Source organism: Spirillospora albida (assembly GCF_000718255.1).
Lineage (GTDB): Bacteria > Actinomycetota > Actinomycetes > Streptosporangiales > Streptosporangiaceae > Spirillospora > Spirillospora albida.
This window is the reverse complement of the sequence record NZ_JOFJ01000006.1, coordinates 106,983-132,779: the sequence shown is the minus strand read 5'-3', so window position 1 is coordinate 132,779 and position 25,797 is coordinate 106,983. Positions and strand designations below refer to the sequence as shown.

Here is a 25,797-nt window from a genome sequence, read left to right as displayed (position 1 = left end):
TTCTCCTTAGAACGGGGAACCGGACCGCGATCTATGAGGCCAGAAGAGACCGGGCCGTATCAACGGGTTTTTCCCGCTCCGGGGCGGTTCATGAAGCGTGCACGCGGCCGCGTTCGATCCGCAGGGGCGGCTCGGCCAGGACGGGCACCAGCCGCCGGGACGGCAGGCCGAGCCGCAGCCGGAGGGTCTCCATCGGAAGGCCGGGCGCCGCCGGGTGGGCGGCGGCGTGCCGGGCCACCTCGGCGGCGAGGCGGCCGCGCAGGGCCGCCCAGTGGGCCGGGTCGGCGAGCCAGCCGTCCGGCAGGTCGATCGCGTCCGGCGGGGGCGCGCAGCCCATCGGCGGGAGGTCGGCGCGGCGCAGGAGCCCGTGCCGGCGCAGGACGGTCCGGCCGTCCGGGCGGTCCGGCCAGGACGCCAGCTCGCGGGCGCGGGCGGCCCCGGCGCCGGGCCGCACCAGCGGGGGCGGGCGGAGGTCCAGGACGCTCACGCCCGCGACCGTCCCCTGCTCGGGGGCGCGCAGGACGCCGGTGTCGCCGGCGTGCAGGGGGAGCCGGGCGTTGAGCGTCAGCCGGGCGGTGTCGGGGCCGAGCGGGCGGAGCCGGACGGGGACGGCCGCCGCGCCCACGTGCAGGGTCGCCCGGCGGGCGAGGCGCCCCGCCGCGGCGCCGAACCGGGTGCGGACGTCGACGCAGGAGGTGGGCGTCCAGCGGCCGGGGGTGACCAGGGCGCCGCCGCCGGGCGGCCGGGACGCGGGGAACTCCGCGGTCACCCGCGCGGGGGCCCGCACCGACGTGCGGGACTCCCCCGCCGTCTCGATCGCGGTGAGGACGACCCGCCGCTCCGCCGGCATGAGCAGCAGCTCGTCCCCGACGTGGAGCGTCCCGGCGGAGAGGGTGCCCGTGATGGCGGCCGTCCCGGCGGCGTGGTGCGCGCCGTCCGCCCACAGCCGGACGGGCGCGTCCGGGTCGGGGACGGGCAGCCGCCCGGCCAGCCGGTCCAGGGCGGCGGCGAGCGCGGCCAGCCCGGCGCCGGTAGCGGTGCTGACCGGGACGGCCTCGGCGCCGCGCAGCACCGTCCCGGCGAGCCGGTCGCGGGCCTGCCGGAGGGCGTGCCGGGGGTCGGCGGCGTCCGCGAACGTGATCGCGAGGACGCCGTGCCGGACGCCGAGCGCGGCCAGGGCGTCCAGGTGCTCCTGGGACTGCTCGCGCCAGCCCCGGTCGGCGGCGACGGCGAAGAGCACGGCGGACGCCGGGCCGGCGGCGGCGAGCCAGGCGGGCAGCGCGGCGGGAAGGTCCGCGAACGCGACGCCCGGCGCGGCGCCGAGGCCGGCGAGGGCGCGGACGAGGGACGACTTGCCGTGCCCAGCGTGCCCGGCGGTGACGACGACGGGCATCACTCCTCGTTCCTCGCCGGGGAAGGCGGGAACGGCGCGGCGGGGAGGGGAGGGCGGGCGTGACGCAGACGAAGGTCCACGGATGGCAACCCTAACGTTCCGCCCCCGCGCGGGGCGGCGCACTCCGCGGACGCGGGGCCTGGAGCGCTCCGACGGGGCGGTACCGATGGCGCGCCGACGGCGCGGGGCCTTGACGAACGGTGTCCGCGCCGTGCCCTATAGGGGTGGCCCCCGTCCTCGCGGGCGGGGCCGGGGGGCATGGAGTTCGAGGCGGGGACCGACCGTACCGGGAGGACGACATGGGCGCCTACGCGGCGGCGTACGAACGCAGCATCGCCGACCCGACCCGGTTCTGGGGGCTGGCGGCGCGCGACATCCGCTGGCTCGTGCCGCCGGACCGCGTCCTGGACGACGGGGCTCCGCCGTTCTACCGCTGGTTCACCGGCGGTGAGCTGAACACCTGCGACAACGCCCTCGACCGGCATGTCGAGGAGGGCCGGGGCGAGCAGGCGGCGCTGATCTACGACAGCCCGGTCACCGGCACGGTCCGGACGTTCTCCTACCGGGAGCTGACGGACCTGGTGGCCCGGTTCGCGGGGGCGCTGCGCGCGCAGGGCGTCGACCGCGGCGACCGCGTCGTGATCTACCTGCCGATGATCCCCGAGGCGGTCGTCGCGATGCTGGCGTGCGCGCGGCTGGGCGCCGTCCACTCGGTGGTGTTCGGCGGGTTCGCCGCGCAGGAGCTGGCCGTGCGGATCGACCACGCCCGGCCCAAGGCGGTCGTGTCGGCGTCCTGCGGGATCGAGGGCGGCCGGATCGTCCCGTACAAGCCGCTGCTGGACAAGGCGCTGGACCTGGCGCGGCACAAGGTGGAGCGGTGCGTGATCCGGCAGCGTCCGCAGCTGCACGCCGACCTGGTGCGGCCCCGGGACGTGGAGTGGGACGAGGCGGTGGAGTCCGCCGAGCCCGCCGAGTGCGTGGCGGTCGCCGCGACGGACCCGCTGTACATCCTCTACACGTCGGGGACGACGGGCCGGCCGAAGGGCGTCGTCCGCGACAACGGCGGGCACGCCGTCGCGCTGCGCTGGTCGATGGAGAACGTGTTCGGGGTCGGTCCGGGCGACGTGTTCTGGGCCGCGTCCGACGTCGGGTGGGTCGTCGGGCACTCCTACATCGTGTACGCGCCGCTGCTGACCGGCTGCACGACCGTCCTGTACGAGGGCAAGCCGGTGGGGACGCCCGACGCGGGCGCGTTCTGGCGGGTCGCGGCGGAGCACCGGGTGAAGACGCTGTTCACGGCGCCGACCGCGATCCGCGCGATCAAGAAGGAGGACCCGGACGGGGCGCTGCTCGCCGGGCACGACCTGTCCGCGCTGGACACGCTGTTCCTGGCCGGGGAGCGCCTCGATCCGGACACCTACCGGTGGGCGTCGCGGATGCTGGACCGGCCGGTCGTCGACCACTGGTGGCAGACGGAGACGGGCTGGCCGATCGTGGCGAACCCGCGCGGGCTGGAGCCGCTCCCGGTGAAGCCCGGCTCGCCGTCGGTGCCGGTCCCGGGGTACGACGTGCGGGTCCTCGGGCCGGACGGGGAGCCGCTGCCGCCCGGCGAGGACGGCGAGATCGCGATCCGGCTGCCGCTGCCGCCGGGCACGCTGCCGACGCTGTGGCAGGACGACGAGCGGTTCGTCGAGTCGTACCTGACCCGGTATCCGGGGCACTACCTGACCGGCGACGGCGGCCACATCGACGAGGACGGCTACGTCTGGGTGATGGGCCGCACCGACGACGTCGTCAACGTGGCCGGGCACCGCCTGTCGACGGGGACGATGGAGGAGGTCATCGCGGCGCATCCGGCGGTCGCCGAGTGCGCGGTGATCGGCGTCCGGGACGCGCTCAAGGGCCAGGTCCCGCGCGGCCTGGTGGTGCTGAAGAGCGGCGTGCTCGCCGAGGAGGGCGAGCTGGCCGCCGAGCTCGTCGGGATGGTCCGCGACCAGGTCGGGCCGGTCGCGGCGCTGAAGGAGATCACGGTGGTCGCCGCGCTGCCGAAGACGCGGTCGGGCAAGATCCTGCGCGGGGTGATGCGGGGCATCGCCGACGGGCGGGAGGTGCCCGTGCCGTCCACCATCGAGGACCCGGAGGTGCTGGAGTCCCTGCGGCCCGTCCTGCGGCGGGAGGGCTAGCGGACCACGAGGGTCCGCTCGCCGCGCGGGACCAGCTCCCCGATGACGGGCGCGCCCGGGATCTCCCCGGCGACGAGCAGCCCGCCGGAGGTCTGCGCGTCGGCGAGCAGCAGCCGCTCCTCCTCGGCGATACGGCCGAAGTCGGTGTGGGGGGCGACCCAGGCGAGGTTGCGGCGGGTGCCGACCGGCACGAACCCGTCCCGGACGGCTTCGGCCGCGCCGTCCAGGCGGCCGACGGCGGACGCGTCGACGACCGCGGTGACGCCGCTGGCCCGCGCCAGCTTGTAGAGGTGGCCGAGCAGGCCGAACCCGTTCACGTCGGTGGCGCAGCGGGCGCCGGCGGCGAGCGCGGCGGCGGACGCCGCGGCGTTCAGCGCCGTCATCGTCTCGACGGCGTGCGGGAACACCTCGCCGGTCGCCTTGTGCCGGGCGTTGAGGACGCCGAGGCCGAGCGGCTTGGTCAGCGACAGCGGCAGGCCGGGGCGGCCGCCGTCCAGCCGGAGCAGGTGCTCGGGGTCGGCGACGCCCGTCACGGCGAGGCCGTACTTGGGCTCGGGGTCGTCGATGCTGTGGCCGCCCGCGATGGCGCAGCCGGCGCGGGCGGCGGCGTCCCGGCCGCCGCGCAGGACCTCCCGGGCGAGTTCGGCGGGCAGCGCGTCGCGGGGCCAGCCGAGCAGGTTGAGCGCCATCAGCGGGACGCCGCCGACGGCGTAGATGTCGGACAGCGCGTTGGCGGCGGCGATGCGGCCCCAGTCGTAGGCGTCGTCGACGACGGGGGTGAAGAAGTCGGCGGTGGCCACCACGGCACGGCCGCCGGCGATCCGCAGCACGGCCGCGTCGTCGCCGTCCCCGCCGCCGACGAGGAGGGCGTCCCCGGCGGGCGCGGTGAGGCCGGCGACGACCCGTTCCAGCTCGCCCGGGGGGATCTTCGAGGCGCTGCCGCCCCCATGGGCGAACTGCGTAAGACGGGCGGTCCGGGCGAGGCGGGTCATCCCGAAGATTCAACACTTAACCCCCCAAATGATCAACAAACGGACTGTACGGAACCGATCACCCAGGGGCGCCGCGCCCGGGGACTTGCCCGAACGACGTTCGGCATGGTGCGATGACCCTTCTGCAAGTCATCACTTACTCGAACTTCGGGAGGGCGCGAGCATGGGCATCCAGGAGCAGCGGGCCGATCTGGACCGCGCCGTCGAGGGCCGGACGATCTGCACCACGCTGGCCGACACCGCGGAGCGGCACGGGGACCTGCCCGCCTACTCCGACCGGGTCGGCGACGAATGGCGGACCCTCACCTGGGCCGGCACCCGGACGCGCGCGCTGGAGAGCGCCGCCGCGTTCGCCGCGCTGGGCCTGGAGCCGGGCGAGGTCGTCGCGCTGATGATGCCCAACCGGTCCGAGCACGTCCTCGCCGACCTCGGCGCCGTCCACGCGGGCGGCACCCCCACCACCGTGTACGCCACCCTCGCGCCCGACCAGGTCGCCTACGTCGCCGGCCACTGCTCCGCGAAGTACGCGGTGCTGGACGGCGCCGACCAGGTCGGCCGCTGGCTGCCCGTCCTGGACCGCCTCCCCGAGCTCCGCAGGATCGTCGTGGTGGACGCGGCCGCCTGTCCCGCCGACGACGACCGCTTCCTCACCTGGGACGCCTTCACCGCACTCGGCCGCGAGCGGCTCGCCGCCGACGCCGGCGAGATCGACCGCCGCTGGAGGGCGGTGCGGCCGTCGGACACGGTGACGCTGCTCTACACCTCCGGCACGACCGGCGACCCCAAGGGCGTGCGCATCACCCACTCGATGGTGCTGCACGAGTCGGAGATGGTGCGGCGCACCTCCGTCCTGCCCGAGCACCCGCACGGCGTCTCCTACCTGCCGTTCGCGCACATCGCCGACCGGGTGCTCAGCTACTACCTGCCGATCAACCTGGCGTCCCATATCCACTTCTGCCCGGACCCGGCGCAGCTCACGTCCGTCCTGGCGCAGGTGCGGCCGCACTCGTTCTTCGGCGTCCCGCGCGTCTGGGAGAAGATCATGGCGGGCATCCAGGCGGTGCTGTCGGCCGAGCAGGACGAGGCGAAGAAGGCCGCCGTCGCCGCCGCCCTCGACGCGGGCCGCGCCTACGTCACGGCGCAGGAGTACGGCAACACCCTCACCCCCGAGGTCGAGGCCGCCTTCGAGAAGGCGAACGCCGCCGTCCTCACCCCGATGCGCGCGCTCCTCGGGCTCGACCGGGTCGCCCAGGCGTCCAGCGCCGCCGCGCCGCTGCCGGTGGAGGTCGCCCGCTTCTTCGCCGGCCTCGGGCTGAAGATCTTCGACGCCTACGGCATGACCGAGACGACCGGCGCCATCACCGCGAACCTCGCCGACTGCTTCAAGCTCGGCACCGTCGGCCGCCCGTTCATGGGCGTGGAGCTGAAGCTCGGCGACGACGGCGAGATCCTGGTGCGCGGCGCCACCTGCACCCCCGGCTACCTGAACCGCCCGGACGCGACCGCCGAGCTCATCGACGGCGACGGCTGGGTCCACACCGGCGACATCGGCAAGCTGGACGAGGACGGCTTCCTCCGGATCGTCGACCGCAAGAAGGAGCTCATCATCACGGCGGGCGGCGAGAACATCGCGCCCTCCATGATCGAGAACATGCTCAAGGAGCACCCGCTCGTCGGACAGGCCCTCGCGTTCGGCGACCGCCGCCCCTACGTCGTCGCGCTCATTACCCTGGACGGCGAGGTCGCGCCCGTCTGGGCCGCCGCCCACGGCATCGAGAACGCCGACCTGGCGGAGCTCGCCCAGCACCCCCTCGTCCTGGCGGAGGTCGGCAAGGCCGTCGCGGACGCCAACACGCGGCTCGCCCGCGTCCAGCAGGTCAAGAAGTGGAGCCTGCTGCCCGCCGAGTGGACCGCCGAGAGCGAGGAGCTCACCCCGACCCTGAAGCTGAAGCGCCGCGTCGTGCACGGCAAGTACGACGATGTGATCAACGGCCTCTACGAGGGTTAGGCTGCGGCCCGGAGGCGTGCGAGCGCCTGGTGGCCTCCCCGGCCTTCAAAGCCGGCGGTCCCGAGCATCTCGGGACGGCGGGTTCGATTCCCGTACGCCTCCGCCGCCTGCGTTCCGGTGCCCGGCCGCCCGCGAGGACGGCCGGGCCGGAGCGTAGCGTGGACCCGTCGGGGCGGGCGCGAACGAGGGGGGCCGGTGACGGGTCCGGGCGTGACGGCGCTGCTGGACCTGGCGGGGATCTTCGTGTTCGCCGTGTCCGGCGCGCTCACCGCCGTGCGCCGGCGGATGGACGTCGTCGGGATGGTCATGCTCGCCGAGGCCACCGCGCTCGGCGGCGGCGTCGTGCGGGACGTGCTGATCGGCGCGGTGCCGCCCGCCGCGTTCACCAGCACCGGGTACGTGCTCGTTCCGCTGGCCGCGTCCGCCCTCGTGTTCTTCTGGCATCCGCAGGTGGCGCGGTTGCTGCCCGCGGTCCTGCTGTTCGACGCGGCGGGGCTCGGGCTGTTCTGCGCGACCGGGACGCTGAAGGCGCTGCACCACGGGCTGTCGCCGCTGCACGCGGTGCTGCTCGGGGTGCTGACGGCGGTCGGCGGCGGCATCCTGCGGGACGTCCTGGCCGGGCAGATCCCCGTCGTCCTGTACGACCGGCAGCTGTACGCGCTGCCCGCGATGATGGGGGCGGCCGTCACCGCGGGCGGGGCCGGGGCGGGGCTGCGGGAGGGCGCCGTCACCGCGGGAGCCGCCGCGCTGGCGTTCTCGCTGCGGGTCCTCGCGATGCGGTTCTCCTGGCGGACGCCGCGCCCCCGCGGGGTGCCCGAATGACAGGTGCGCCGGGTACCGTCCAGGCATGGGGCGGATCACCGTGCGCAGGCCCGTGCTGCGCCTGAGCACCACCGGGGCGCGGGGGCGGCGCCCCGACACGCTCGCCGTGGAGGAGCCCCTGGAGATCCGGGTCGCGGGCGCGCCGCTCACGATCACGATGCGCACCCCCGGCCACGACTTCGACCTCGCCGCCGGGTTCCTCGCCGCCGAGGGGATCATCGGCGGCGCGGGCGACCTCGCGTCCATGCGGTTCTGCGCCGGCACCGAGGAGCAGAACACCCTGGACGTGGCGCTCGCGCCCGGCGTGCCGCTCCCGGACGCGTCGCTGACCCGCGCGTTCACCACGACGAGCGCGTGCGGGGTGTGCGGCAAGTCGAGCATCGAGGCGCTGCGGGTGACGCGGCCCCACGACATCGCGGCGGACCGCGTCCGGCTCACCCCGGCGACGCTCGCCGCCCTGCCCGACCGGCTGCGGGCGGCGCAGCGGGCCTTCGACCGGACCGGCGGCCTGCACGCGGCGGGCCTGTTCGACGCGGGCGGCGCGCTGCGCGCGCTCCGCGAGGACGTGGGGCGGCACAACGCCGTCGACAAGGTGATCGGATGGGCGCTGCGGCGCGGGCCGCTGCCGCTGGCCGGGCACGTCCTGATGGTGAGCGGCCGCGCGTCGTTCGAGCTGACGCAGAAGGCGGCGCGGGCCGGGATCCCGGTGCTCGCCGCGGTGTCGGCCCCCTCGTCGCTGGCGGTCGAGCTGGCCGAGGACGCCGGCATGACCCTGGTCGGGTTCCTGCGCGGGGCGTCGATGAACGTCTACACGGGGGCCGAGCGCATCACCGGCTGATCCTGCCAGCGATCACTGTCACTTATCATCCGGCGATGGTTTGCGGGCGGCGACTTGTTGTTCCCGCACCAAGAAACCCCCCGTTCACAGGAGTTGACTGTCGACCTTGGTGCGGACTGCGGCGCCCGGAGCCGGGCGCGCGGGCGCGGCGCGCTCCCCCGCGACCTTGTTACCCCCGCGAAGCGAGGAGAGGGAATGACGAAGCCCCTGCCCACCGGCGGACCGGCGTCCGGGATCGACGAGCGCCATCCCCCGATCAAGGCACGGAGGGTCAGCTTCGACTGGTCGGCCACGCCGATGCACTGGATCCCCGGCGACCCGGTCGCCACCCACATCATCAACTCGTTCCACATCGTCCTGCCCGAGGGCGAGAAGTGGTTCATCCAGTGCGTCAAGGACGCGCGGCCGCACATCAAGGACGAGCGGCTGCTGGAGGAGATCCGCGGCTTCATCGGCCAGGAGATGGTGCACGCCCGCTCGCACCAGGGCGTCCTCGACCAGATCCTCGAGCGCAACGGCATCGACGTCTCCCGCATCACCGGCCCGGCCGCCCGGGGCAACGCCGACCGGCCGAGGCAGATGGAGGAGCTGAAGGCGAAGAACCCGCGGGCGTGGCGGCGCCGGCTGCGGTTCGAGCTGGCCGCGGTCGCCTCGATCGAGCACTACACCGCCGTCCTCGGCCAGTGGATCATGGACAACGAGCGGCTCGACAAGGCGGGCGTGGACCCGACCATGCTCGACCTGCTCCGCTGGCACGGCGCCGAGGAGGTCGAGCACCGGTCGGTCGTGTTCGACGTCTACAAGGCGATGGGCGGCGGCTACGCGACCCGGGTCGCCGCGTGGCTGGTGTCGCTGTTCTTCCTGTACTGGGCGCTGATCGGCGGCTCGCTGTACCTGCTCAGGCACGACCCGACGATCAAGAAGCGGGTCACGTTCCCGCGGGTGTACCGCGCGTACCGGCGCTCGGTGCGGCTCGGCCACGTCCCCGGCATCTTCAAGCTGCTGCTCGGCGAGGCCCCCGTCTACCTGAAGCCCGGCCACCACCCCTCGCAGATCTGCTCGACGCCGCGCGCGCTGGAGTACCTGCTGAAGTCACCGGCCGCGCAGGCCGGGGGTTACGACCCGTACTGAGCACCCCGCTCCCCCTCCCGCGAGGCCCGTACCGGACGCCGGTGCGGGCCTCCCGCGTCGTCGCGCGGGTGGCGAGGGTCACCGGACGCGCGGGCTTGACCGGGCGCCCCCGGAGACGATTGGTTAACACCGTGTCCAATAGAGCCCGGGAGGCATCCGCATGACGACCCCGACCCACCCGAAGCGGCGGCGGCGCGTCCGGGGCGACGGCGTCGACCTCGCCGTCTTCGAGCAGGGCGACCCCGCGCGGCCGACCGTCCTGCTGGTGCACGGCTACCCCGACACGCACGCCGTGTGGGACGAGGTGGCCGACGGGCTCGCCGGCCGGTACCACGTGGTCCGGTACGACGTGCGGGGCGCGGGCGCGTCGTCCCGGCCGTACGGGCGGCGCCGCTACACGTTCGCGTACCTGATGGCCGACATGGCGGCCGTCCTCGACGCGACCACGCGGGACCGCGAGAAGGTCCACCTCGTCGGGCACGACTGGGGCTCCATCCAGTCGTGGGAGGCGGTCTGCACGATGCCGGAGCGCTTCGCGTCCTTCACGTCGATCTCCGGCCCGTGCCTCGACCACGCCGCGCACTGGACGCGGCGGCTCCTCGCCCGCCCCACCCCGGGCAACCTGGCGCGCGCCCTCGGCCAGGGGCTGCGGTCCTGGTACATCTACTTCTTCCAGACGCCGGTGCTGCCCGAGGCGCTGTGGCGCGCCGGCCTCGCCACCCCGTTCACCCGGGCGCTCGAGCTCGGCGAGGGCGTCCCCGCCAGGCCCGGCCACCCCGCGCGGACGCTCCCGCGCGACGGCGCCGCGGGCGTCGGGCTGTACCGGGCGAACATGGCGGAGCGGCTGCGGCGGCCCCGCGACCGGCGCACCGAGATCCCCACCCAGGTGATCGTCCCCACGCGGGACCTGTTCGTGTCGCCGCACCTCGTCGGGGGCCTCGCGGAGCGCGTCCCGAACCTGACGCTGCGGACGATCGACGCCGGGCACTGGGTGACGCGCAGCCACCCCGAGGCCGTCGCCCGCTGGGCCGGCGAGCACATCGCCCGCGTCATCGGCGGCCTGCCCGCCGCCGACCCGGAGCGCGCGCCCCACGGCGTCCGGAAGGCGCCGCGGCGCCGGTCGCCCGCCGCCGCGGCGCGCGCCGCCCGCGCGGCGGCCCGCCGATGATCCAATAACCCGGATCCCTTTACCGCCAGGGGGTTTCCAGGCCCGGCCGAACATGCGACCTTGAGGACATGCGGATTCGCGACATCCTTCGCCGGAAGGGAGAAGCGGTGGCCACGGTCTCCCCCGAGGCCACCGTCCGGCAACTGCTCGCCGTCCTGGCCGAGCACAACATCGGGGCGGCGGTCGTGTCGCCCGACGGCACGTCGATCGCGGGCATCGCGTCCGAGCGCGACGTCGTCCGGCGGCTGCACGAGCAGGGCGCGGCCCTGCTCGACCGGCCGGTCGCCGACATCATGACGGCGGAGGTCCGCACCTGCGGACCGGACGAGCACGTCGACGACCTGCGCCGGGTGATGACCGAGCACCGGTTCCGGCACCTGCCGGTCGTGCAGGACGAGCGGCTCGTCGGCATCGTCAGCATCGGCGACGTCGTCAAGAGCGCCATCGACGAGCTGGAGAACGAGCGCGAGCACCTCGTCGGCTACATCCAGCGCGCCGCGACCTGACCCCCGCCCGCCTCAGACGTAGGCGGGCAGGGGGCGCGCGGCCGGCGCCGCCTCGACCTCGCGGAAGGCGGCGGCGAGCCGCTCCACCGCCGTGCGCAGCGCGTCCGGCGGCAGGACGTACGGCAGGCGCACGTAGTCCTCCAGCACGCCGTCGGCGGCGAACACCGGGCCCGGGACCACGCGGACGCCGTGCCGCTCGGCCGCCTCGGCGAGCCGCGTCGCCACCGGGGCGCCGATCCGCGCCCACAGCGACATGCCGCCGTCCGGCAGCCGGAAGGCCCAGCCGGGCAGCCGCTCCCGCAGCGCCGCGGCGAGCGCGTCCCGGCTCGCGAGCAGCGCCGCCGCCCGCTCCTCCCGCACCTCCGCCACCCGCCGCAGCAGCTCCGCCACGATCAGCTGGTCCAGGACGGGACTCGCCATGTCGAACGGCTCCCGGGCGAGGACGAGCCGCCGCGCGAGCGGCGCGGTCGTGCGGATCCAGCCGATCCGCAGCCCGCCCCAGAACAGCTTGGACGCCGACCCGACCGAGATGACCCGGCCGCCGGTGTCGTAGGACGCGAGGAGCGGCTCGGCGGGCGCGTCCGGGTCGTGGGCCAGTTCGGCGAACGTCTCGTCGGTCACGGCGAACGCGTCCGCGCCGCGCGCCGCGTCGACCAGCGCGGCCCGGTCGGCGCCGGACATGAGGAATCCGGTCGGGTTCTGGAAGTCGGGGATGGTGTACGCCATCCGGACGGCGGCCTGCCGCATCGTCCCGGCGATCAGCTCCAGGTCCCACCCCTCGTTCACCCCGGCGGTGACGAGCCGGGCGCCGCGGCGGCGCAGCGCGCCGAGCGCGTGCGGATAGGTGGGCCGCTCCACCAGGACGGCGTCGCCGGGCTCCACGAGCGTGTGGACGAGCAGCGTGAACGCGTGCTGCGCGCCGGTCGTCACGACGATCTGGTCGGGCCGGGTCGGGATGCCGCGGGCCGCGTACCCGGCGGCGATCTCCTCCCGCAGGCACGCCAGTCCGGCCGGTTCGTAGCCGGGGCCGGTGCTGTAGCGGGGCAGCTCCGCGACGGCCGCCGCGACCGCCTCCCCGAAGGCGGCGGGCGCGCCCGGGGTGGCGCAGCCGAGGTCGATGAACTCCGGGTCGTCCGGCGCCGGGTAGGCGCGCCCGAACCGGCCGCCGGTCGGCGGGCCGCCGCGCGGCTCGGTCATCGACATCCGGACCGGCGGCAGGGCCGTCCAGGTCCCCGCGCCCTGCCGGCTCTCGACGTACCCCTCCTCGCGGAGCAGGTCGTAGGCGGCGGTGACGGTGGTGCGGCTGACGCCGAGCGCTGACGCGAGGTCCCGCTCGGCGGGCAGCCGGGTGCGCAGCGCGAGCCGCCCGTCCAGGACGAGCGCGCGCACCGACCGGGCCAGCGCGCCGTAGACGGGACGCTCGCGCGGGACGTCGCCGAGCAGCCGCGCCAGCTGGGGGCCGCTCACATACCGGGTCACCATGAGGGCCACTTTCCCATGATTGGCCCTATATAACCAGTCCATTCACGGTCAGGATGGAGCGATGACCGTGAAGGAGTGGCAAATGGCCCTGATACGACCCCGGATGGCACGGCGCCTCGTCCAGCTGTACATCGGATTGGCCCTGTACGGGCTGGGAATCGCGCTGCAGGTCGCGTCCGGGCTCGGCAACGACCCGTGGGACGTGTTCCACCAAGGCCTGTCCCGCCGCTTCGGGCTGTCGATCGGCGCGTGGATCGTCATCGTCGGCGCCCTCGTCATGCTGCTGTGGATCCCGCTGCGGCAGCGGCCCGGGATCGGCACGCTCAGCAACGTCGTCTTCATCGGCGTGTTCGCCGACCTGTTCCTGTGGCTGCTGCCCGCCCCGGGCGCCACCGGCATCGCCTGGGGGTACCTGGGCGGGGGCATCCTCATGGGCGCTTTCGGCGGCGGATGCTACATCGGCGCCGGGCTCGGCCCCGGCCCCCGCGACGGGCTGATGACCGGGTTCGCCGCCCGTGGCCACTCGCTGCGCGCGGCCCGCACCGCGATCGAGGTGACCGTCCTCGCGGTGGGGTGGCTGCTGGGCGGGACGGTCGGCGCCGGCACCGTCCTGTACGCCCTCGCGATCGGGCCGCTCACCCAGCTGTTCCTGCCGCGCCTCACGATAGCGCCGCGACCCGGCCGCGACCCGGAGGGCCCCGCCGGCCACGGCGACCGCGAGGCGCCCCGTCAGCGCTCCGCCGCGAACGTCGCCAGCACGGACGCGAACTCCCGGGGCAGGATCAGCGCGCCGTCCTCGTAGCGGGTCTCCAGCACCGTCAGCTCGCCGGCCCGCCACCAGTACAGGTGCGGGCTGAGCGAGCCCGGCCCCTCCTCGTACCCGCGGTGGGCCTGCGCCTGCAGCTCGTGCGCCGCCGCGACGGCGGCGCGGTACCGGGCGCGCGGGTCGACCATGGGGTAGCGCAGCGGATGCGCGACGATCATGCTGCGGCTCGGCGCGATGACGAGCGCGCCGTACGGGCCGAGCGGCAGGTACTCCTCCAGCCACGCCAGGTGGGTCGCGGCATAGAACGTCCAGCCGTGCAGGATCGAGACCCGGACGCCGCCGAGATCCTGCTCGTCGGCCTGCAGCGGGCCGTCGGCCCGCACGTTGGAGCGGCCGATCATGAACAGCGCGTCGCCGCTCACCGGCCAGCCGCGCATCTCGGCGGTCGTGACGGTCCGGACGGTGGTGGGCGTGTCGACGACCACCGCCTCGATCAGCCCCGGCGCGAACGGCCGGGCCGCGAGCGCCCCGTTGTCGGCCTCCGCCGGGTAGATGCGGGTCCGCAGCAGGTGCTGGGCGAGGTCGAAGTCGCTGAGGTCGAGGGGCTCCTCGATCGCCGTGACGACGGTCGTGACATGGTCGGAGACCAGCGCGGGCCAGTCGTCGCGGGGGACCAGCCGGGCCAGCTGCCGCAGGTTGCGCATGCTGATGTGCAGCCGGTTGGCGCCCTCCAGCAGCACGACGTCCCCCGGCACCGGGCGGCACGCGTAGCCGAGGCTCTCGGCCACCAGGACGAGCAGCGAGTCCAGGGCCCCGTCGTCCCAGGGGCCGGGACGGGCATGACGGCCTCTCATCGCATACCTCCCGGCGCGTCCAGGGTGAGGGCTCCCGCGTCCAGGAGTACGGGCGCGCCGAGCTCCAGGGTCAGCTGCCGCGGGCCGTGTCCGGCCGCGACCCCGGCGAGCACGGGGACGCCGAGCGGGCCGAGCCGCGCCGCGAGCACGTCGGCGAGCTCGGCCGGGTCGCCGCAGCCCTCCCACGAGCCGAGCACGATCCCCGCGCAGCCCCCGAACCAGCCGGACTGGAGGAGCTGGACGAGCATCCGGTCGACCCGGTAGGGGGCCTCCGCGACGTCCTCCAGGAAGACGACGCGGCCCGCGGCGGGCGGCGGCGCGTACGGCGTGCCCAGAAGGGCGGTGAGGAGCGTGAGGGTGCCGCCCGTCAGCGGCCCCTCGGCCCGGCCCGGCACGAGCGCGTGCGTGCCGCTCAGGGGCGCGGGGACGTCCCCGAACAGGGCGGCGCGGAGACCGCCGAGGGTGGCGCCGTCGCCCGGCTCCGCGGCGAGGGTGCCCGCGGGCATCGGGCCGAACGACGTCGTGATCCCGAGCCGCGCGCCGAACGCGGCGTGCAGCGCGGTGATGTCGCTGGACCCGTGCAGCATCTTCGGGCCGGCGGCGGCGAGCGCCGCCCAGTCGAGGTGGTCGAGGACGCGGGTGGCGCCGTAGCCGCCCCGCGCGCAGACCACCGCGCGGACGCGGGGGTCGCACCAGGCGTCCATGAGATCGGCGGCGCGGTCGGCGTCCGGCCCGGCGAGCCGCCCGGGACCGTTCCGCTCCGGATCGCCGAGACCGGCCCGGTCGAGCACGTGCGCGCCGGTGACGACCTTGAGGCCCAGGGACCGCAGCAGCGCGCGGCCCGCCTCCAGCCGCGCCGGATCGGCGGGGCCGCTGGGCGCGACGACGGCGACCCGGTCTCCCGGGCGCAACCGCGGGTACGGCCGCCCGTACCGGCGCATGCCGGCGGGCGCGCCGGCGTCCCCCTCGATCGCCGCCGCGCGGGAACCCCCGCTCCTCAACCCGATCCCCCTCCTCGCACCGCGCCGGTCAAAGCTTGTCAGGATCCGCGCGCCCGCGGAAGGGGTGCCGGGTCACGACCCGCCAACAGATCATCGTCCCGTGCCGAGCACCAGCCCGGCAAGCCTCGGCAGCGTCTCGCCGACGGGCCGGCGCAGCACCGCGTCGGCGACCTCGTCGTACGGCGTCTCCTGCGCGTTGACGATCACCAGTTTCGCGCCGTGCTCGACGGCCTCCAGGCACAGGCCCGCCGCGGGCTGGACGGTCAGCGACGTCCCCACCGCGAGGAACAGGTCGCAGGACCGCGCCGCCCGGATCGCCGCGTCCAGGACGTCCCCCTCCAGCGACTGGCCGAAGGAGATCGTCGCGGACTTCTGGATGCCGCCGCACTCGGTGCACAGCGGGTCGTCCTCCCCGGCGTCCACGCGGGCCAGGACCTCCGGCATCGGGACGCGCCGCCCGCACGCGAGGCACACCGCGTCCCGCATGGTGCCGTGGATCTCGATCACCGCGCCGGACCCCGCCCGCTGGTGCAGTCCGTCGATGTTCTGCGTGACGATGGCGCGCAGCCGCCCCGCCCGCTCCAGCTCGACCAGCGCCTCGTGCGCGACGTTCGGCTCGGCGTGCCACCCGGGATGGTCGCGGCGGGACCGCCAGGCGCGGCGGCGGACCTCCGGGTCGGCGAGGTAGGCGCCGATGGTGGAGAGCCGCTGGGCCTGCGGATCCCGCGTCCACACGCCCTCGGGGCCGCGGAAGTCGGGGATGCCGCTGTCGGTCGATATCCCGGCGCCGGTCAGCACGGTGATCGCCCGGACGGACGGCAGGAACGCGGCGAGGCTGCGGGGAGCGTCCATGGCTCCAGGCTAGGGCCGGGACGGACCCGGCACGACCCGATCACGGCGCGCCCGGTGGGTCACGGGGCTCCCGGCGGGCACGGGGTGCCAGACTGGGCCCCGGTATGAGGTCCACCCCGCACATCCTGGTGATCAACGGCACCAAGGTCCGCCGGCCGGTGTTCGTCCTGGGCGCCCCGCACTCCGGCACGGACCGGCTGGCGCGCGCGGTGAAGCACGCGCCCGGATTCCACCTGACCATGGGCCGCCCCGCCGTGCTGCGGACGGCCTACGCGTTCGCGCGGCAGCCGGGGATCGCGGAGCGGCGCGGCCGGGGCGCGGCGCGGGTGCTGCGGGACGCGTTCGCCGAGGCGTGGCAGATCTCCGCGCGGGCGTGCTCGGAGTGCCCCGCCGAGTGCCGGGCGCTGTCCGGGCTGCCGCCGCCCGAGACCGCCCCCGAGCTCCCCGATCCGTGCACGGACCCGCACGGCGTCGTCCGCTACGCCGACGCCTCCCCCGACCTGATCTACAGCGCGGACGTCCTGCTGGACGCGTTCCCCGACGCCCAGTTCCTCCAGATCATCCGGGACGGCCGCGACGCGGTCGCCGGAATGCTGGACGACGAGCGCTGCCTCGCCTGGTTCAAGCCCGGCCTGGACAACCTCGACACCGTCTTCCCGAACGCCTTCTACGGCGTCGAGGACCACACCGACCGCAACCGGTGGCCGCGCGCCGCCACCGCCGTGAAGTGCGCGCTGCGCTGGCGCGGCTCGATCCGGCTGAGCGCCCGCCTGCGGCGCCAGGTGCCGGAGGAGCAGCTGTACACGGTCCGCTACGAGGAGCTCGTCGCGCGGCCCCGCCGCGTCACCGCCGGCATCGGGGACTTCCTCGGCGCGGACCTGCCCGCACCGGCGGGGCTCGTGCGGGCCCGGTCGCGAGACGCCGAGGACCCCGGCGTCGGGTCCTGGCGGGAGCGCCTCACCGCCCGCCAGACCGCCCAGGTGGAGAAGGTCGCCGGGGACGAGCTCCGCCGCCTCGGCTACGACTTGAGCAGCGAGGTCTGAGCCTCCGCCCCGTCCGGGCCGTCGTCCCACCGGGCGAACTGGGTGCGGTACAGCTCCGCGTACAGGCCGCCCTGGAGCAGCAGCTCCTCGTGCCGGCCGCGCTCGGCGACGCGCCCGTCCTCGATCACGAGGATCTGGTCCGCCTCCCGGATCGTGGACAGGCGGTGCGCGATGACGAGGGACGTGCGGCCCGCGAGGGCGGTGCGCAGCGCCCGCTGGACGGCCGCCTCGGACTCCGAGTCGAGGTGCGCGGTCGCCTCGTCCAGGACGACCACCGACGGGGACTTCAGCAGCAGGCGGGCGAGCGCGAGGCGCTGCTTCTCGCCGCCGGACAGCCGGTAGCCGCGGTCGCCCACGACCGTGTCGAGGCCGTCGGGCATCGCGTCGACGAGACCGCCGATCTGGGCCGCGTCGAGGGCGGCCCGGATCTCGTCGTCCTCGGCGTCCGGCCGGGCGTACCGGAGGTTCTCGCGGATCGTGTCGTGGAAGAGGTGCGCGTCCTGGCTGACGACGCCGACGGTGGCGCGCAGCGAGTCGAGGGTGACGTCGCGGACGTCCACGCCGCCGACGCGGACCGCGCCGGCGGAGACGTCGTACAGCCGCGACACCAGGTGGGTGATCGTCGACTTGCCGGCGCCGGACGGGCCGACCAGCGCGACGAGCTCGCCGGGCCGCGCGGTGAAGTCGATGTCGTGCAGCACCTCCCGCGCGGGGGCCGTGTCGGGCCGGGCGATCGACTCCAGCGAGGCCAGCGACACCTCCTCCGCCGACGGGTAGGCGAACCGGACGTGGTCGAACCGGATCTCGGGCGCGTCGCGCTGCCCGCCGCCGACCTGATCCGCCGCGTCCACGGCGTCCACCGGGTCCATGGCGTCCACCGCCTCGCCGAGCGGGCGGGCGCCCTCGCGGTCGCGGATCAGCGGCTTCAGGTCGAGGACCTCGAAGACGCGGTCGAAGCTCACGAGCGCGGTCATCACGTCCACGTGCACGTTCGACAGCGCGGTGAGCGGCCCGTACATGCGGGTGAGGAGCGTGGCGAGGGCGACGAGCGTGCCCAGCTGGAACCCGTTGTCCACGACCAGGACGCCGCCGACGCCGTAGACCATCGCGGTCGCGAGCGCGGCGACGAGGGTCAGCGCGGTGAAGAACACCCGCCCGTACATCGCCGCGACGATCCCGATGTCGCGGACGCGGGCGGCCCGGTGCGCGAAGTTGACCTCCTCCTCGAACGGACGGCCGTAGAGCTTGGCGAGCATCGCGCCCGCGACGTTGAACCGCTCGGTCATGAGCGAGCTCATCTCGGCGTCCAGCTGCATCTGCTCGCGGCTGATCCGCTGCAGCCGCTTGCCGACCCACTTGGCCGGCAGGATGAAGACGGGGAGCAGCAGCAGCGCGATCAGCGTCACCTGCCAGGACAGGATCAGCATCGTGACCAGCACCAGCACCAGGCTGATCACGTTCGACACCACCGACGACAGCGTGGTGGTGAGGGCGCGCTGCGCGCCGATGACGTCGTTGTTGAGGCGGCTGACGAGCGAGCCGGTCTGCGCCCGCATGAAGAACGCGACCGGCTGCCGCTGGACGTGCCCGAACACCTGCGTGCGCAGGTCGTAGATGAGCCCCTCGCCGATCCGCGCGGAGTACCAGCGCTGGGCGAGACTCAGGACGGCCTCGGCCAGGGCGAGCCCGGCGACGGCGAGCGCGAGCCAGACCACCACGGCGCGGTCGCCGGGCACGATGCCCCGGTCGATGATCGCCTTGAGCAGCAGCGGGTTGGCGACGACGGTGACCGCGGCGATCGTGTTCAGCGCGAGGAACAGGACCAGCTCGCGGACGTAGGGCCGGGCGTAGCCGGCGATGCGCCGGACCGTGCCGGGCTTGAGCTTCTGCCGCGTGACGGACCCGTCCCGGCGGAACGAGGCCATCACCTGCCAGCCGTTGCCCGGCATTCCCGGCATGCCCACAGCGCCTCCGAGCGGTTCGCGAATTACGTAATCACGTAAGCATCTCAGCCGCCGGGGATTCTTCCCCGCTCCGCTCACGGCGAAATCCCGGCCCGGCCGCGACCCCGGGCCGGGACGCTCGCGCATCGGCGCGGCGTACCGCCGGGCGGCGACGCGGCGCCGCCCGCGTCAGGAGGAGCCGCCGCCGCCGAACATGGCGCGGAGCCGCCCGATCTGCTCGCGGCGCTCGGCGGCGCACTGCTGCTCCAGGGTGTTCTCCGGAGCCTCCAGCAGCAGACGCTTCGTCGCCACGGCGGCTCCGGGGTTGACCGCCAGCAGCGCCGCGACGAGCTCGTCGACGGCGGCGCCGAGGCCGTCGCGCGGGACGACCGTCTCGGCCAGCCCGAGGCGGGACGCCTCCTCGGCGAGGACCGTGCGGGCCGTCAGGCACAGCTCCAGGGCGCGGGACAGCCCGACGGCCTCCACCAGCGGCTTGGTGCCGGTCAGGTCCGGGACGAGCCCGAGCGCGGGCTCCTTCATGCAGAACTTGACGTCGTCGGCGACGACGCGGATGTCGCAGGCGAGGGCGAGCTGGAAACCGCCGCCGATCGCGTGCCCGTGCACGGCCGCGACCGAGACGATCCGGGGGTCGCGCAGCCAGCGGTAGCCCTGCTGCAGCTCGGCGATGAACGCGTCGGTGGCCTGCGCGTCCCGGCCGTCGGTGAAGCCCTCGCCGCCGCCGGAGAACATGCTGAGGTCGATGCCCGCCGAGAAGCACGGGCCCTCGCCGCGCAGCACGACGACGCGCACGTCGGAGGGCAGCGCCCGGCCGATCGCGGCGAGTCCCCGCCAGGTGGCGAACGTCATCGCGTTGCGCCGCTCCGGGCGGTTCAGCGTGACGGTCGCGACCGCGCCGTCGATCTCCAGCCGCAGCCCCGCCTCGGCGAGCTCGGCCTCAGCCGGAATGGTGGCCGGATCCGGCCGTTCCGCCGTCGCGTCCGTCATGACGTCCCCTCTTCGCTGTGCTGTGTCCGTCGAACCGGCCGGGGGCCGGTCGGCGCGGCGGGAGGGGATCCGTCACGCCCCCGAGGGACGGGCAGCCGTCCCGGTGGGCGCACCGAGCCCGCCCCGTCGCCGGTGGCGTGGGGCGGGCGCCGTCCCGCCGCCGCGACCGAACCCTACTCGGTCGGTCGCGGCGGACGGTCGGGCGGTGCGCTCGTTCCGGGGGTCGCGTCCGGTCAGGACTTCTTTCCCCGGGTCGCGCCACCGCGACCGCGCAGGTTGACGCCGGACTCGGTCAGAATCCGGTGGATGAAGCCGTACGAGCGGCCGGTGGCGGCTGCCAGGGCGCGGATGCTCTCACCGGAGTCGTACCTCTTCTTGAGGTCCGCCGCCAGCTTGTCGCGCTCGGCACCGGTCACGCGGGTGCCCTTCTTCAGGGTCTCGGCCACGAGTACCTCCCGTAGTGATGTGGTGACCGCTGCGTTATCCCCCGCCATGATCAGTCATTCCCGCGCGTTCGGCTACCCACTCGGCCAGAAAAGATCTGCGGAAGGCTCCGCGCAGGTCACGCGAGCGCCACCAGATCGGAAAATTCGTCACTCCAGATGTCCTCGACACCATCCGGCAGCAAAATCACTCTTTCCGGCTGGAGCGCGTCCACCGCACCCTCATCGTGGGTCACCAGGACGATGGCCCCCGCGAAGGTGCGCAGGGCCGCGAGGATCTCCGCGCGGCTGGCCGGATCGAGGTTGTTGGTGGGCTCGTCCAGGAGCAGGACGTTGGCGCTCGACACGACCAGCATCGCCAGGGCCAGCCGGGTCTTCTCGCCGCCCGACAGGACCCCGGCCGGCTTGTCGACGTCGTCGCCGGAGAACAGGAACGAGCCGAGGATCTTGCGGACCTCGACGGGCGCGAGGTCGGGTGCGGCCGACTGCATGTTCGCCAGGACGGACCGGTCGACGTCCAGGGTCTCGTGCTCCTGGGCGTAGTACCCCACGCGCAGCCCGTGCCCGGCGACGACGGTGCCGGTGTCGGCCTTGTCGACCCCGGCCAGCATGCGCAGCAGCGTGGTCTTCCCGGCGCCGTTGAGGCCCAGCACGACGACCCGGCTGCCCCGGTCGATGGCCAGGTCCACGTCCGTGAAGATCTCCAAGGATCCGTACGATTTAGACAAACCAGTCGCGGTAAGGGGGGTTTTGCCGCAGGGAGCCGGGTCCGGGAAGCGGATTTTGGCCACCTTGTCGGCCTGCCGCTCCCCCTCGACTCCCGCGAGCAGCTGCCGGGCCCGCCGGTCCATCTGCTGCGCCGCCTTGGCCTTGGTCGCCTTCGCGCGCATCTTGTCGGCCTGCGACAGCAGCGCCGACGCCTGCCGCTGCGCGTTCGCCGACTCCCGCTTGCGGCGCCGCTCGTCGGTCTCCCGCTGGGCCAGGTACTTCTTCCAGCCGACGTTGTAGACGTCGATCACGCCGCGGTTGGCGTCCAGGTGGAAGACGCGGTTGACGACGGCGTCCAGCAGGTCGACATCGTGGCTGATCACGACGAGGCCGCCCTGGTGGCCCTTCAGGTAGTCGCGCAGCCACACGATCGAGTCGGCGTCGAGGTGGTTGGTCGGCTCGTCCAGCAACAGGGTGTCGGCGCCGGAGAACAGGATGCGGGCCAGCTCGACGCGGCGCCGCTGCCCGCCCGACAGCGTCCCGAGCGGCTGCCCCAGGACCCGGTCGGGCAGGCCCAGGCTGGACGCGATCGACGCGGCCTCGGCCTCCGCCGAGTACCCGCCGAGGACGTGCAGCCGCTCCTCCAGCCGCCCGTACCGGCGGACCGCCTTGTCGCGGGCGGCGCCCTCCGCCGTCGCCATCGCCTCCTCGGCGTCGCGCAGGTCGCGGATCACCTCGTCCAGGCCGCGGGCCGACAGGATCCGGTCGCGGGCGAGCTCGGCCAGGTCGACGCCGCGCGGGTCCTGCGGCAGGTAGCCGATGGTGCCCGAGGACGTCACGCCGCCCTGCGCGGGCTGCGCCTCCCCGGCCAGCACCTTCGTGAGGGTGGTCTTGCCCGCGCCGTTGCGGCCGACGAAGCCGACGCGGTCGCCGGGGTTCACCCGGAAGGACGCGGCCTCGATCAGCAGCCGGGATCCGGCGCGCAGCTCGATGTCGTTCGCGATGATCACAGTGAACAGGGCTCCCCTGACGGACGCGGCTCGGTGGACAGGCGCACGAAACAGCGCGCCGCGCGGTCCTCGACCGGGGCGCGCCGGGGGGCCTGTCAGCTCGGGAGCGAAACCATCCGCCCAGTGTACGTGACGGCGGGCCGCTCCTGGCCATGCCTTTACCGCCGCGAGGCCCCGCGGCGGGCGGCGTGCGGGCGAGGATGGGGGGATGACCCACGTCACATCCAACCCGCCCGACGGGACGCCCACCTGGATCGACCTCGGCATCCCGGACCTCGAGCGCGCCAAGACCTTCTACGGGACGCTGTTCGGATGGCGGTTCCACGACACCGGCGCCGAGAGCGGGCACTACACGATGTGCCTGCTCGGCGGCGAGATGGTGGCCGCCCTCATGCGGAACCCGGAGGACAACGCGTCCGAGTTCTGGTGGAACGTCTACCTCGCCGCCGACGACTGCGACGCCGCCGTCAAGCGGATCACCGACGCGGGGGGCGGGGTCGTCGTGCCGCCGATGGACGTGATGACGCAGGGCCGCATGGCGATGGTCAGGGACGCGCAGGGCGCCCAGTTCGGCCTCTGGCAGGGCCGCGACCACACCGGTTCGCGGATCGTCAACGAGCCGGGATCGTTCGTCTGGAACGAGGTCGTCACGCCGGATCCCAGCGCCGCCCGCGACTTCTACACCACCGTCTGGGACTTCGAGGCGGAGGAGGCGCCCGGGGACACCGAGTACTACGCCCTGAAGCGCTCCGACGGCCGCTACATCGGCGGGATCGCGGGCGTCCCCGGCCCGGCCGCCCCGTCCTGGGTCACGTACTTCGAGGTGACCGACCCCGACGAGGCCGTCCGGCGGGTGCGGGCCGGCGGCGGGACCGTCGAGGAGGACCCCCGGGACACGCCCTACGGCCGGATCGCGTACGTCCGCGACCCGTTCGGCACCCCGTTCATGCTGATGAAGCCCGCCCCGGCGCCGGACTGACCGCCGCCCCGCCCGCCGGCCGGCCGGGCGTCAGCTCTGCCGCTCGGCCGCCAGCCGCTGGGCGATGGTGCTCTGGAGGCGCTGGAGGCCGGACGTCCCGACCATGGAGATCTGGCCCTCCAGGTCGCGGAGCAGCGTGTCCTCGTTCATGACGACCTCGGACGACTGCATCAGCACCGTCCCCTGGCCGGAGAAGTCGAACTGGTGCTCCTCGCCGGACGCGCCGCCCACCCCGAGGATCATCCGGGCGGCGCCGAAGGCGCCCCGCATGTAGGAGTGGTCGTAGTGGTGGCATGGCGACGGGCAGTCGGCCCACCCCAGCAGCGCCTGCGGGTCGACCCGGATCGGCGGCTCGACGAAGTGGACCGGCCCGTTGGACGCGGCCACGAAGCGTCCCGTCCCGATCAGGGTGAGGAACCCCGGGATGATCGACTGCTTCAGCTCCAGGCCCGGCTCGAACGCCAGCAGGTTGCCGGCCCGGACGGTGAGGTTCCCCTCGTCCAGGTCGAACGAGTTGACGTCGAAGCCGCGGTCGGCGAGCAGCAGCTTGCCGCGGCCCTCGGCCACGATCCAGTCGCCCGCGTACATCGGCGAGTTGAACGCGCCCGCCACGAAGGCGTCGAGCGCCCCGGACGACAGCGACTCGAACCTGATCTGCCCGTAGTAGGCGATCATCTTGCCCTTCTGCACGAACCACCGCCCGTCGAGGTCCACGCTGAAGGCGTAGGGATTGACGTTGTCGTTGGACGGGAGCGACGCCGCGTTCCAGGTCTGCACGGCCACGGTTCAGATCTTCCTCTCGCTGGCCTGGACGTAGACGACGCCGGAGCCGCTCAGCTGCAGCTGGAACGCCTCCCCGGAGCCGCGTCCGATGAGGTCGCGCATCCCGGCCGACACCGCCAGCCGGTTCTCCACCTGGCCGCGGTGGGCCACGTACGCCTGCGGGTCGACGAAGACGGGCCGCTGCGGCGTGATCGGCAGCTCCATGACGCCGCCGTGCGACAACAGCCCGCAGGAGCCGTGCCCGGACAGCGTCGTCGTGAACAGCCCCTGGCCGGTGACCGCGCCCCGGACCATGCCGCGGACGCCGCCCTGCTCGCCCATGAACATCGTCCCGACCTGGAGTGAGGCGTCGTGCACCAGAAGCCGGTCGGCCTCCACGTACAGCGTGTCGGCGCCGCTCAGGTCGACGACGGTGACGTGCAGCCCGCCGTGCCCGAACAGGACCGTGCCCTGCCCCCTCACGTGCATCATCGCCGAGCGCTCGCCCGCGACGGCCCGGCCGAGGGCGCCGCCGAGCCCCTGCCCGGCCGTCGCCGACGGCTCGAACGTCACCGGCCCGGTGTAGGCGAGCATCGCGCCGCGCTTGCTGAAGACCTCGTGCCCCGGCCCGACCGGCACCTGGAGCATCTTCGCGTTGATCCCCTGGTAACCCGGCATCAGATCTCCAGCACCCCTCCGCGCTCGGCCGGCTGGACGTAGACCAGCCCCTGCCCCTGGTAGCGGAACTGGACGCTCTCGCCCGACCCCTGGCCGAGGACCGTCCGCCAGTTCACGTCCGTCACGACGTCCTGCTGCAGCCGCCCGAGGTGCCCGACGTAGGCGTGCGGGTCGACGCACAGCGGCGTCTGGGGGGTGACCTCCAGCGCGATCGCGGGCCCGTCCGACACGATCGCCGCCGTGCCGCGGCCCTCGACCTTGGTGGTCGCGAGGCCCTGGCCGGTGCCCATCCCCCGCAGCCCGACGAAGTGGACGCCGGTCTGCAGGTTCCCGTCGAGCGCCAGGAGGCTCTCGGACTCCGCGAACAGGGTGTCGCCCGCGAGGTGGACAAGCGTGACCTCGGTGGCCTCGCTCGCCAGGTAGACGGTGCCCTGCCCGGTGATCTCCATGAGGGTCATGCCCTCACCGGCGATCCGCCGCTTGAGGGCGCCGCGCAGCCCCTCGCCGCCGGTCATGCCCTGCCGCTTGAACGTCATCTGCCCCTCGTAGGCGACCATGGACCCGTTCAGGGCCCTGATCGTCTCGCCGGCGAGATCGACGGCCAGCATCTTGGTGCCGTTCAGTCGAAATTGCGCCACAAGCCGACAACCTACCGGGCTCGGGGCGGCGGAAGGCCACCCGTCCCCGACGTGTCGGCGCGTTGCGGTCCGCCTCGTCCGGGGATCGGGGAGGATGACCCCATGTGGATCGCACCCGAACGCCGGGGCCTCGGCCGGTGGGCCGTCCCCGGCCTCGTGCTGGGCGCCGGAGTGGTGGTCGGGTCCCTCCTCGCCGCCGACGGGCGGTACGGGACGGCCCTCGTCGCGCTCGCCGCCCTCGCCGTGTACTCCGGCCACCTCGCCTACCGCCGCAACGACCCGGTCCTGCCGTTCGGCGAGGGGTTCGGGTCGGGCCACCGCGCCCGCACCCACCTGCGGGCCGCCGCGCTGACCGGCGACGTGCTGACGGTCGCCGTCGTGGGCGCCCTCGTCGTCGAGGCGCTGCGCGGCGCCGACATCACCCCCTACGTCTGGCTGGGCGGCCTCGCCGTCACGACGTACCTGCTCGCGGCGGCCGTCGGCGGCCGGGCCATGTGAGGCGAACGGTGCGTTAACTTCTCCTGACATGTCCCATCCAGGGCGTCCCCAGGCGGCATGATGCCGCTGTGTCATCCGTGGATGTACTCCTGCC

24 protein-coding genes and 1 tRNA gene are annotated in these 25,797 nt (G+C 74.4%); 12 read left to right on the top strand and 13 right to left on the bottom strand.

Annotated features, from left to right (window positions below; all coding sequences use genetic code 11):
• Nucleotides 1-88: 88 nt before the first annotated feature.
• On the bottom strand, nucleotides 89-1,393 hold the full coding sequence (locus IE99_RS0110870; RefSeq protein WP_030167687.1) for a hypothetical protein: 1,305 nt from the start codon (nucleotides 1,391-1,393) through the stop codon (nucleotides 89-91).
• Between the two features lie 299 nt (nucleotides 1,394-1,692).
• Here IE99_RS0110870 and IE99_RS0110865 point away from each other — a divergent pair, with 299 nt between their 5' ends.
• Nucleotides 1,693-3,576: a propionyl-CoA synthetase gene (locus IE99_RS0110865; RefSeq protein WP_030167681.1), complete on the top strand. Its 1,884-nt coding sequence runs from the start codon at nucleotides 1,693-1,695 to the stop codon at nucleotides 3,574-3,576.
• On the opposite strand, the gene selD is transcribed toward IE99_RS0110865, so the two are convergent.
• Nucleotides 3,573-4,568: a selenide, water dikinase SelD gene (gene selD, locus IE99_RS0110860; RefSeq protein ID WP_030167679.1), complete on the bottom strand. Its 996-nt coding sequence runs from the start codon at nucleotides 4,566-4,568 to the stop codon at nucleotides 3,573-3,575. The genes IE99_RS0110865 and selD overlap by 4 nt on opposite strands.
• 163 nt (nucleotides 4,569-4,731) lie before the next feature.
• Between selD and IE99_RS0110855 the strand changes: the two genes are divergently transcribed.
• From IE99_RS0110855 to IE99_RS0110825, 7 genes are all read left to right on the top strand, one after another.
• The gene (locus IE99_RS0110855) at nucleotides 4,732-6,576 is read left to right on the top strand and encodes an AMP-dependent synthetase/ligase (RefSeq protein ID WP_030167676.1); all 1,845 of its coding nucleotides are present in this window, start codon (nucleotides 4,732-4,734) and stop codon (nucleotides 6,574-6,576) included.
• A gap of 10 nt (nucleotides 6,577-6,586) precedes the next feature.
• Nucleotides 6,587-6,679: transfer RNA gene (locus IE99_RS0110850), tRNA-Sec, on the top strand.
• Nucleotides 6,680-6,771: 92 nt separating this feature from the next.
• Entirely contained in the window at nucleotides 6,772-7,398 is a 627-nt protein-coding gene (locus IE99_RS0110845; RefSeq protein ID WP_030167673.1) for a trimeric intracellular cation channel family protein, read from the top strand.
• Between the two features lie 25 nt (nucleotides 7,399-7,423).
• The gene (fdhD, locus tag IE99_RS0110840) at nucleotides 7,424-8,236 is read left to right on the top strand and encodes a formate dehydrogenase accessory sulfurtransferase FdhD (RefSeq protein ID WP_030167670.1); all 813 of its coding nucleotides are present in this window, start codon (nucleotides 7,424-7,426) and stop codon (nucleotides 8,234-8,236) included.
• A 195-nt stretch (nucleotides 8,237-8,431) separates the two neighbouring features.
• Complete coding sequence (locus IE99_RS0110835) at nucleotides 8,432-9,367, top strand: metal-dependent hydrolase (protein WP_030167667.1); 936 nt, start codon at nucleotides 8,432-8,434, stop codon at nucleotides 9,365-9,367.
• A gap of 160 nt (nucleotides 9,368-9,527) precedes the next feature.
• Entirely contained in the window at nucleotides 9,528-10,535 is a 1,008-nt protein-coding gene (locus tag IE99_RS0110830) for an alpha/beta fold hydrolase (RefSeq protein WP_211258777.1), read from the top strand.
• Between the two features lie 68 nt (nucleotides 10,536-10,603).
• Nucleotides 10,604-11,041 carry a CBS domain-containing protein gene (locus IE99_RS0110825; protein ID WP_030167661.1) on the top strand — a complete coding sequence of 146 codons (438 nt, stop codon included), beginning with the start codon at nucleotides 10,604-10,606 and terminating at the stop codon, nucleotides 11,039-11,041.
• Nucleotides 11,042-11,053: 12 nt separating this feature from the next.
• Here IE99_RS0110825 and yczR read toward each other — a convergent pair whose 3' ends face one another.
• Nucleotides 11,054-12,523 (bottom strand): MocR-like transcription factor YczR, encoded by a 1,470-nt coding sequence (yczR, locus tag IE99_RS0110820; protein WP_051712376.1) that lies wholly within the window; start codon nucleotides 12,521-12,523, stop codon nucleotides 11,054-11,056.
• Nucleotides 12,524-12,605: 82 nt separating this feature from the next.
• Between yczR and yczE the strand changes: the two genes are divergently transcribed.
• Nucleotides 12,606-13,325, top strand: coding sequence for a membrane protein YczE (yczE, locus tag IE99_RS0110815; protein WP_030167655.1), 720 nt, complete (start codon nucleotides 12,606-12,608; stop codon nucleotides 13,323-13,325).
• On the opposite strand, the gene IE99_RS0110810 is transcribed toward yczE, so the two are convergent.
• From IE99_RS0110810 to IE99_RS0110800, 3 genes are all read right to left on the bottom strand, one after another.
• Complete coding sequence (locus IE99_RS0110810) at nucleotides 13,253-14,143, bottom strand: hypothetical protein (RefSeq protein ID WP_030167652.1); 891 nt, start codon at nucleotides 14,141-14,143, stop codon at nucleotides 13,253-13,255. The genes yczE and IE99_RS0110810 overlap by 73 nt on opposite strands.
• Nucleotides 14,140-15,144, bottom strand: coding sequence for a S66 peptidase family protein (locus IE99_RS0110805; protein WP_342666206.1), 1,005 nt, complete (start codon nucleotides 15,142-15,144; stop codon nucleotides 14,140-14,142). Before IE99_RS0110805 ends, IE99_RS0110810 begins: the two co-directional genes overlap by 4 nt.
• A gap of 90 nt (nucleotides 15,145-15,234) precedes the next feature.
• A complete protein-coding gene (locus IE99_RS0110800) occupies nucleotides 15,235-15,996 on the bottom strand; it encodes an SIR2 family NAD-dependent protein deacylase (RefSeq protein ID WP_030167646.1) in 762 nt (253 codons plus the stop codon).
• 104 nt (nucleotides 15,997-16,100) lie between these two features.
• Between IE99_RS0110800 and IE99_RS0110795 the strand changes: the two genes are divergently transcribed.
• The gene (locus IE99_RS0110795; protein WP_030167643.1) at nucleotides 16,101-17,039 is read left to right on the top strand and encodes a sulfotransferase; all 939 of its coding nucleotides are present in this window, start codon (nucleotides 16,101-16,103) and stop codon (nucleotides 17,037-17,039) included.
• Here the strand turns inward: IE99_RS0110795 and IE99_RS0110790 are convergent.
• From IE99_RS0110790 to IE99_RS0110775, 4 genes are all read right to left on the bottom strand, one after another.
• On the bottom strand, nucleotides 17,015-18,997 hold the full coding sequence (locus IE99_RS0110790) for an ABC transporter ATP-binding protein (protein ID WP_425423814.1): 1,983 nt from the start codon (nucleotides 18,995-18,997) through the stop codon (nucleotides 17,015-17,017). The two genes, IE99_RS0110795 and IE99_RS0110790, sit on opposite strands and share 25 nt — an antisense overlap.
• A 174-nt stretch (nucleotides 18,998-19,171) precedes the next feature.
• A complete protein-coding gene (locus tag IE99_RS0110785) occupies nucleotides 19,172-19,987 on the bottom strand; it encodes an enoyl-CoA hydratase/isomerase family protein (protein WP_030167637.1) in 816 nt (271 codons plus the stop codon).
• Between the two features lie 233 nt (nucleotides 19,988-20,220).
• Entirely contained in the window at nucleotides 20,221-20,433 is a 213-nt protein-coding gene (locus IE99_RS0110780; RefSeq protein WP_021596738.1) for a helix-turn-helix domain-containing protein, read from the bottom strand.
• A 116-nt stretch (nucleotides 20,434-20,549) separates the two neighbouring features.
• Nucleotides 20,550-22,148 (bottom strand): ABC-F family ATP-binding cassette domain-containing protein, encoded by a 1,599-nt coding sequence (locus tag IE99_RS0110775; protein WP_030167631.1) that lies wholly within the window; start codon nucleotides 22,146-22,148, stop codon nucleotides 20,550-20,552.
• A 208-nt stretch (nucleotides 22,149-22,356) separates the two neighbouring features.
• Here IE99_RS0110775 and IE99_RS0110770 point away from each other — a divergent pair, with 208 nt between their 5' ends.
• A complete protein-coding gene (locus tag IE99_RS0110770; protein ID WP_030167627.1) occupies nucleotides 22,357-23,127 on the top strand; it encodes a VOC family protein in 771 nt (256 codons plus the stop codon).
• Between the two features lie 30 nt (nucleotides 23,128-23,157).
• Here the strand turns inward: IE99_RS0110770 and IE99_RS0110765 are convergent, their stop codons facing one another.
• The 3 genes from IE99_RS0110765 to IE99_RS0110755 are packed head-to-tail and all read right to left on the bottom strand — an operon-like array spanning nucleotide 23,158 to nucleotide 25,205.
• The gene (locus IE99_RS0110765) at nucleotides 23,158-23,910 is read right to left on the bottom strand and encodes an AIM24 family protein (RefSeq protein WP_030167624.1); all 753 of its coding nucleotides are present in this window, start codon (nucleotides 23,908-23,910) and stop codon (nucleotides 23,158-23,160) included.
• 3 nt (nucleotides 23,911-23,913) lie between these two features.
• Nucleotides 23,914-24,567 (bottom strand): AIM24 family protein, encoded by a 654-nt coding sequence (locus IE99_RS0110760; protein WP_030167620.1) that lies wholly within the window; start codon nucleotides 24,565-24,567, stop codon nucleotides 23,914-23,916.
• A complete protein-coding gene (locus IE99_RS0110755; protein WP_245623154.1) occupies nucleotides 24,567-25,205 on the bottom strand; it encodes an AIM24 family protein in 639 nt (212 codons plus the stop codon). The genes IE99_RS0110760 and IE99_RS0110755 overlap by 1 nt, the downstream gene beginning before the upstream one ends.
• 102 nt (nucleotides 25,206-25,307) lie before the next feature.
• Between IE99_RS0110755 and IE99_RS0110750 the strand changes: the two genes are divergently transcribed.
• Nucleotides 25,308-25,703, top strand: coding sequence for a hypothetical protein (locus tag IE99_RS0110750; RefSeq protein ID WP_030167614.1), 396 nt, complete (start codon nucleotides 25,308-25,310; stop codon nucleotides 25,701-25,703).
• The last annotated feature ends 94 nt before the right edge of the window (nucleotides 25,704-25,797 follow it).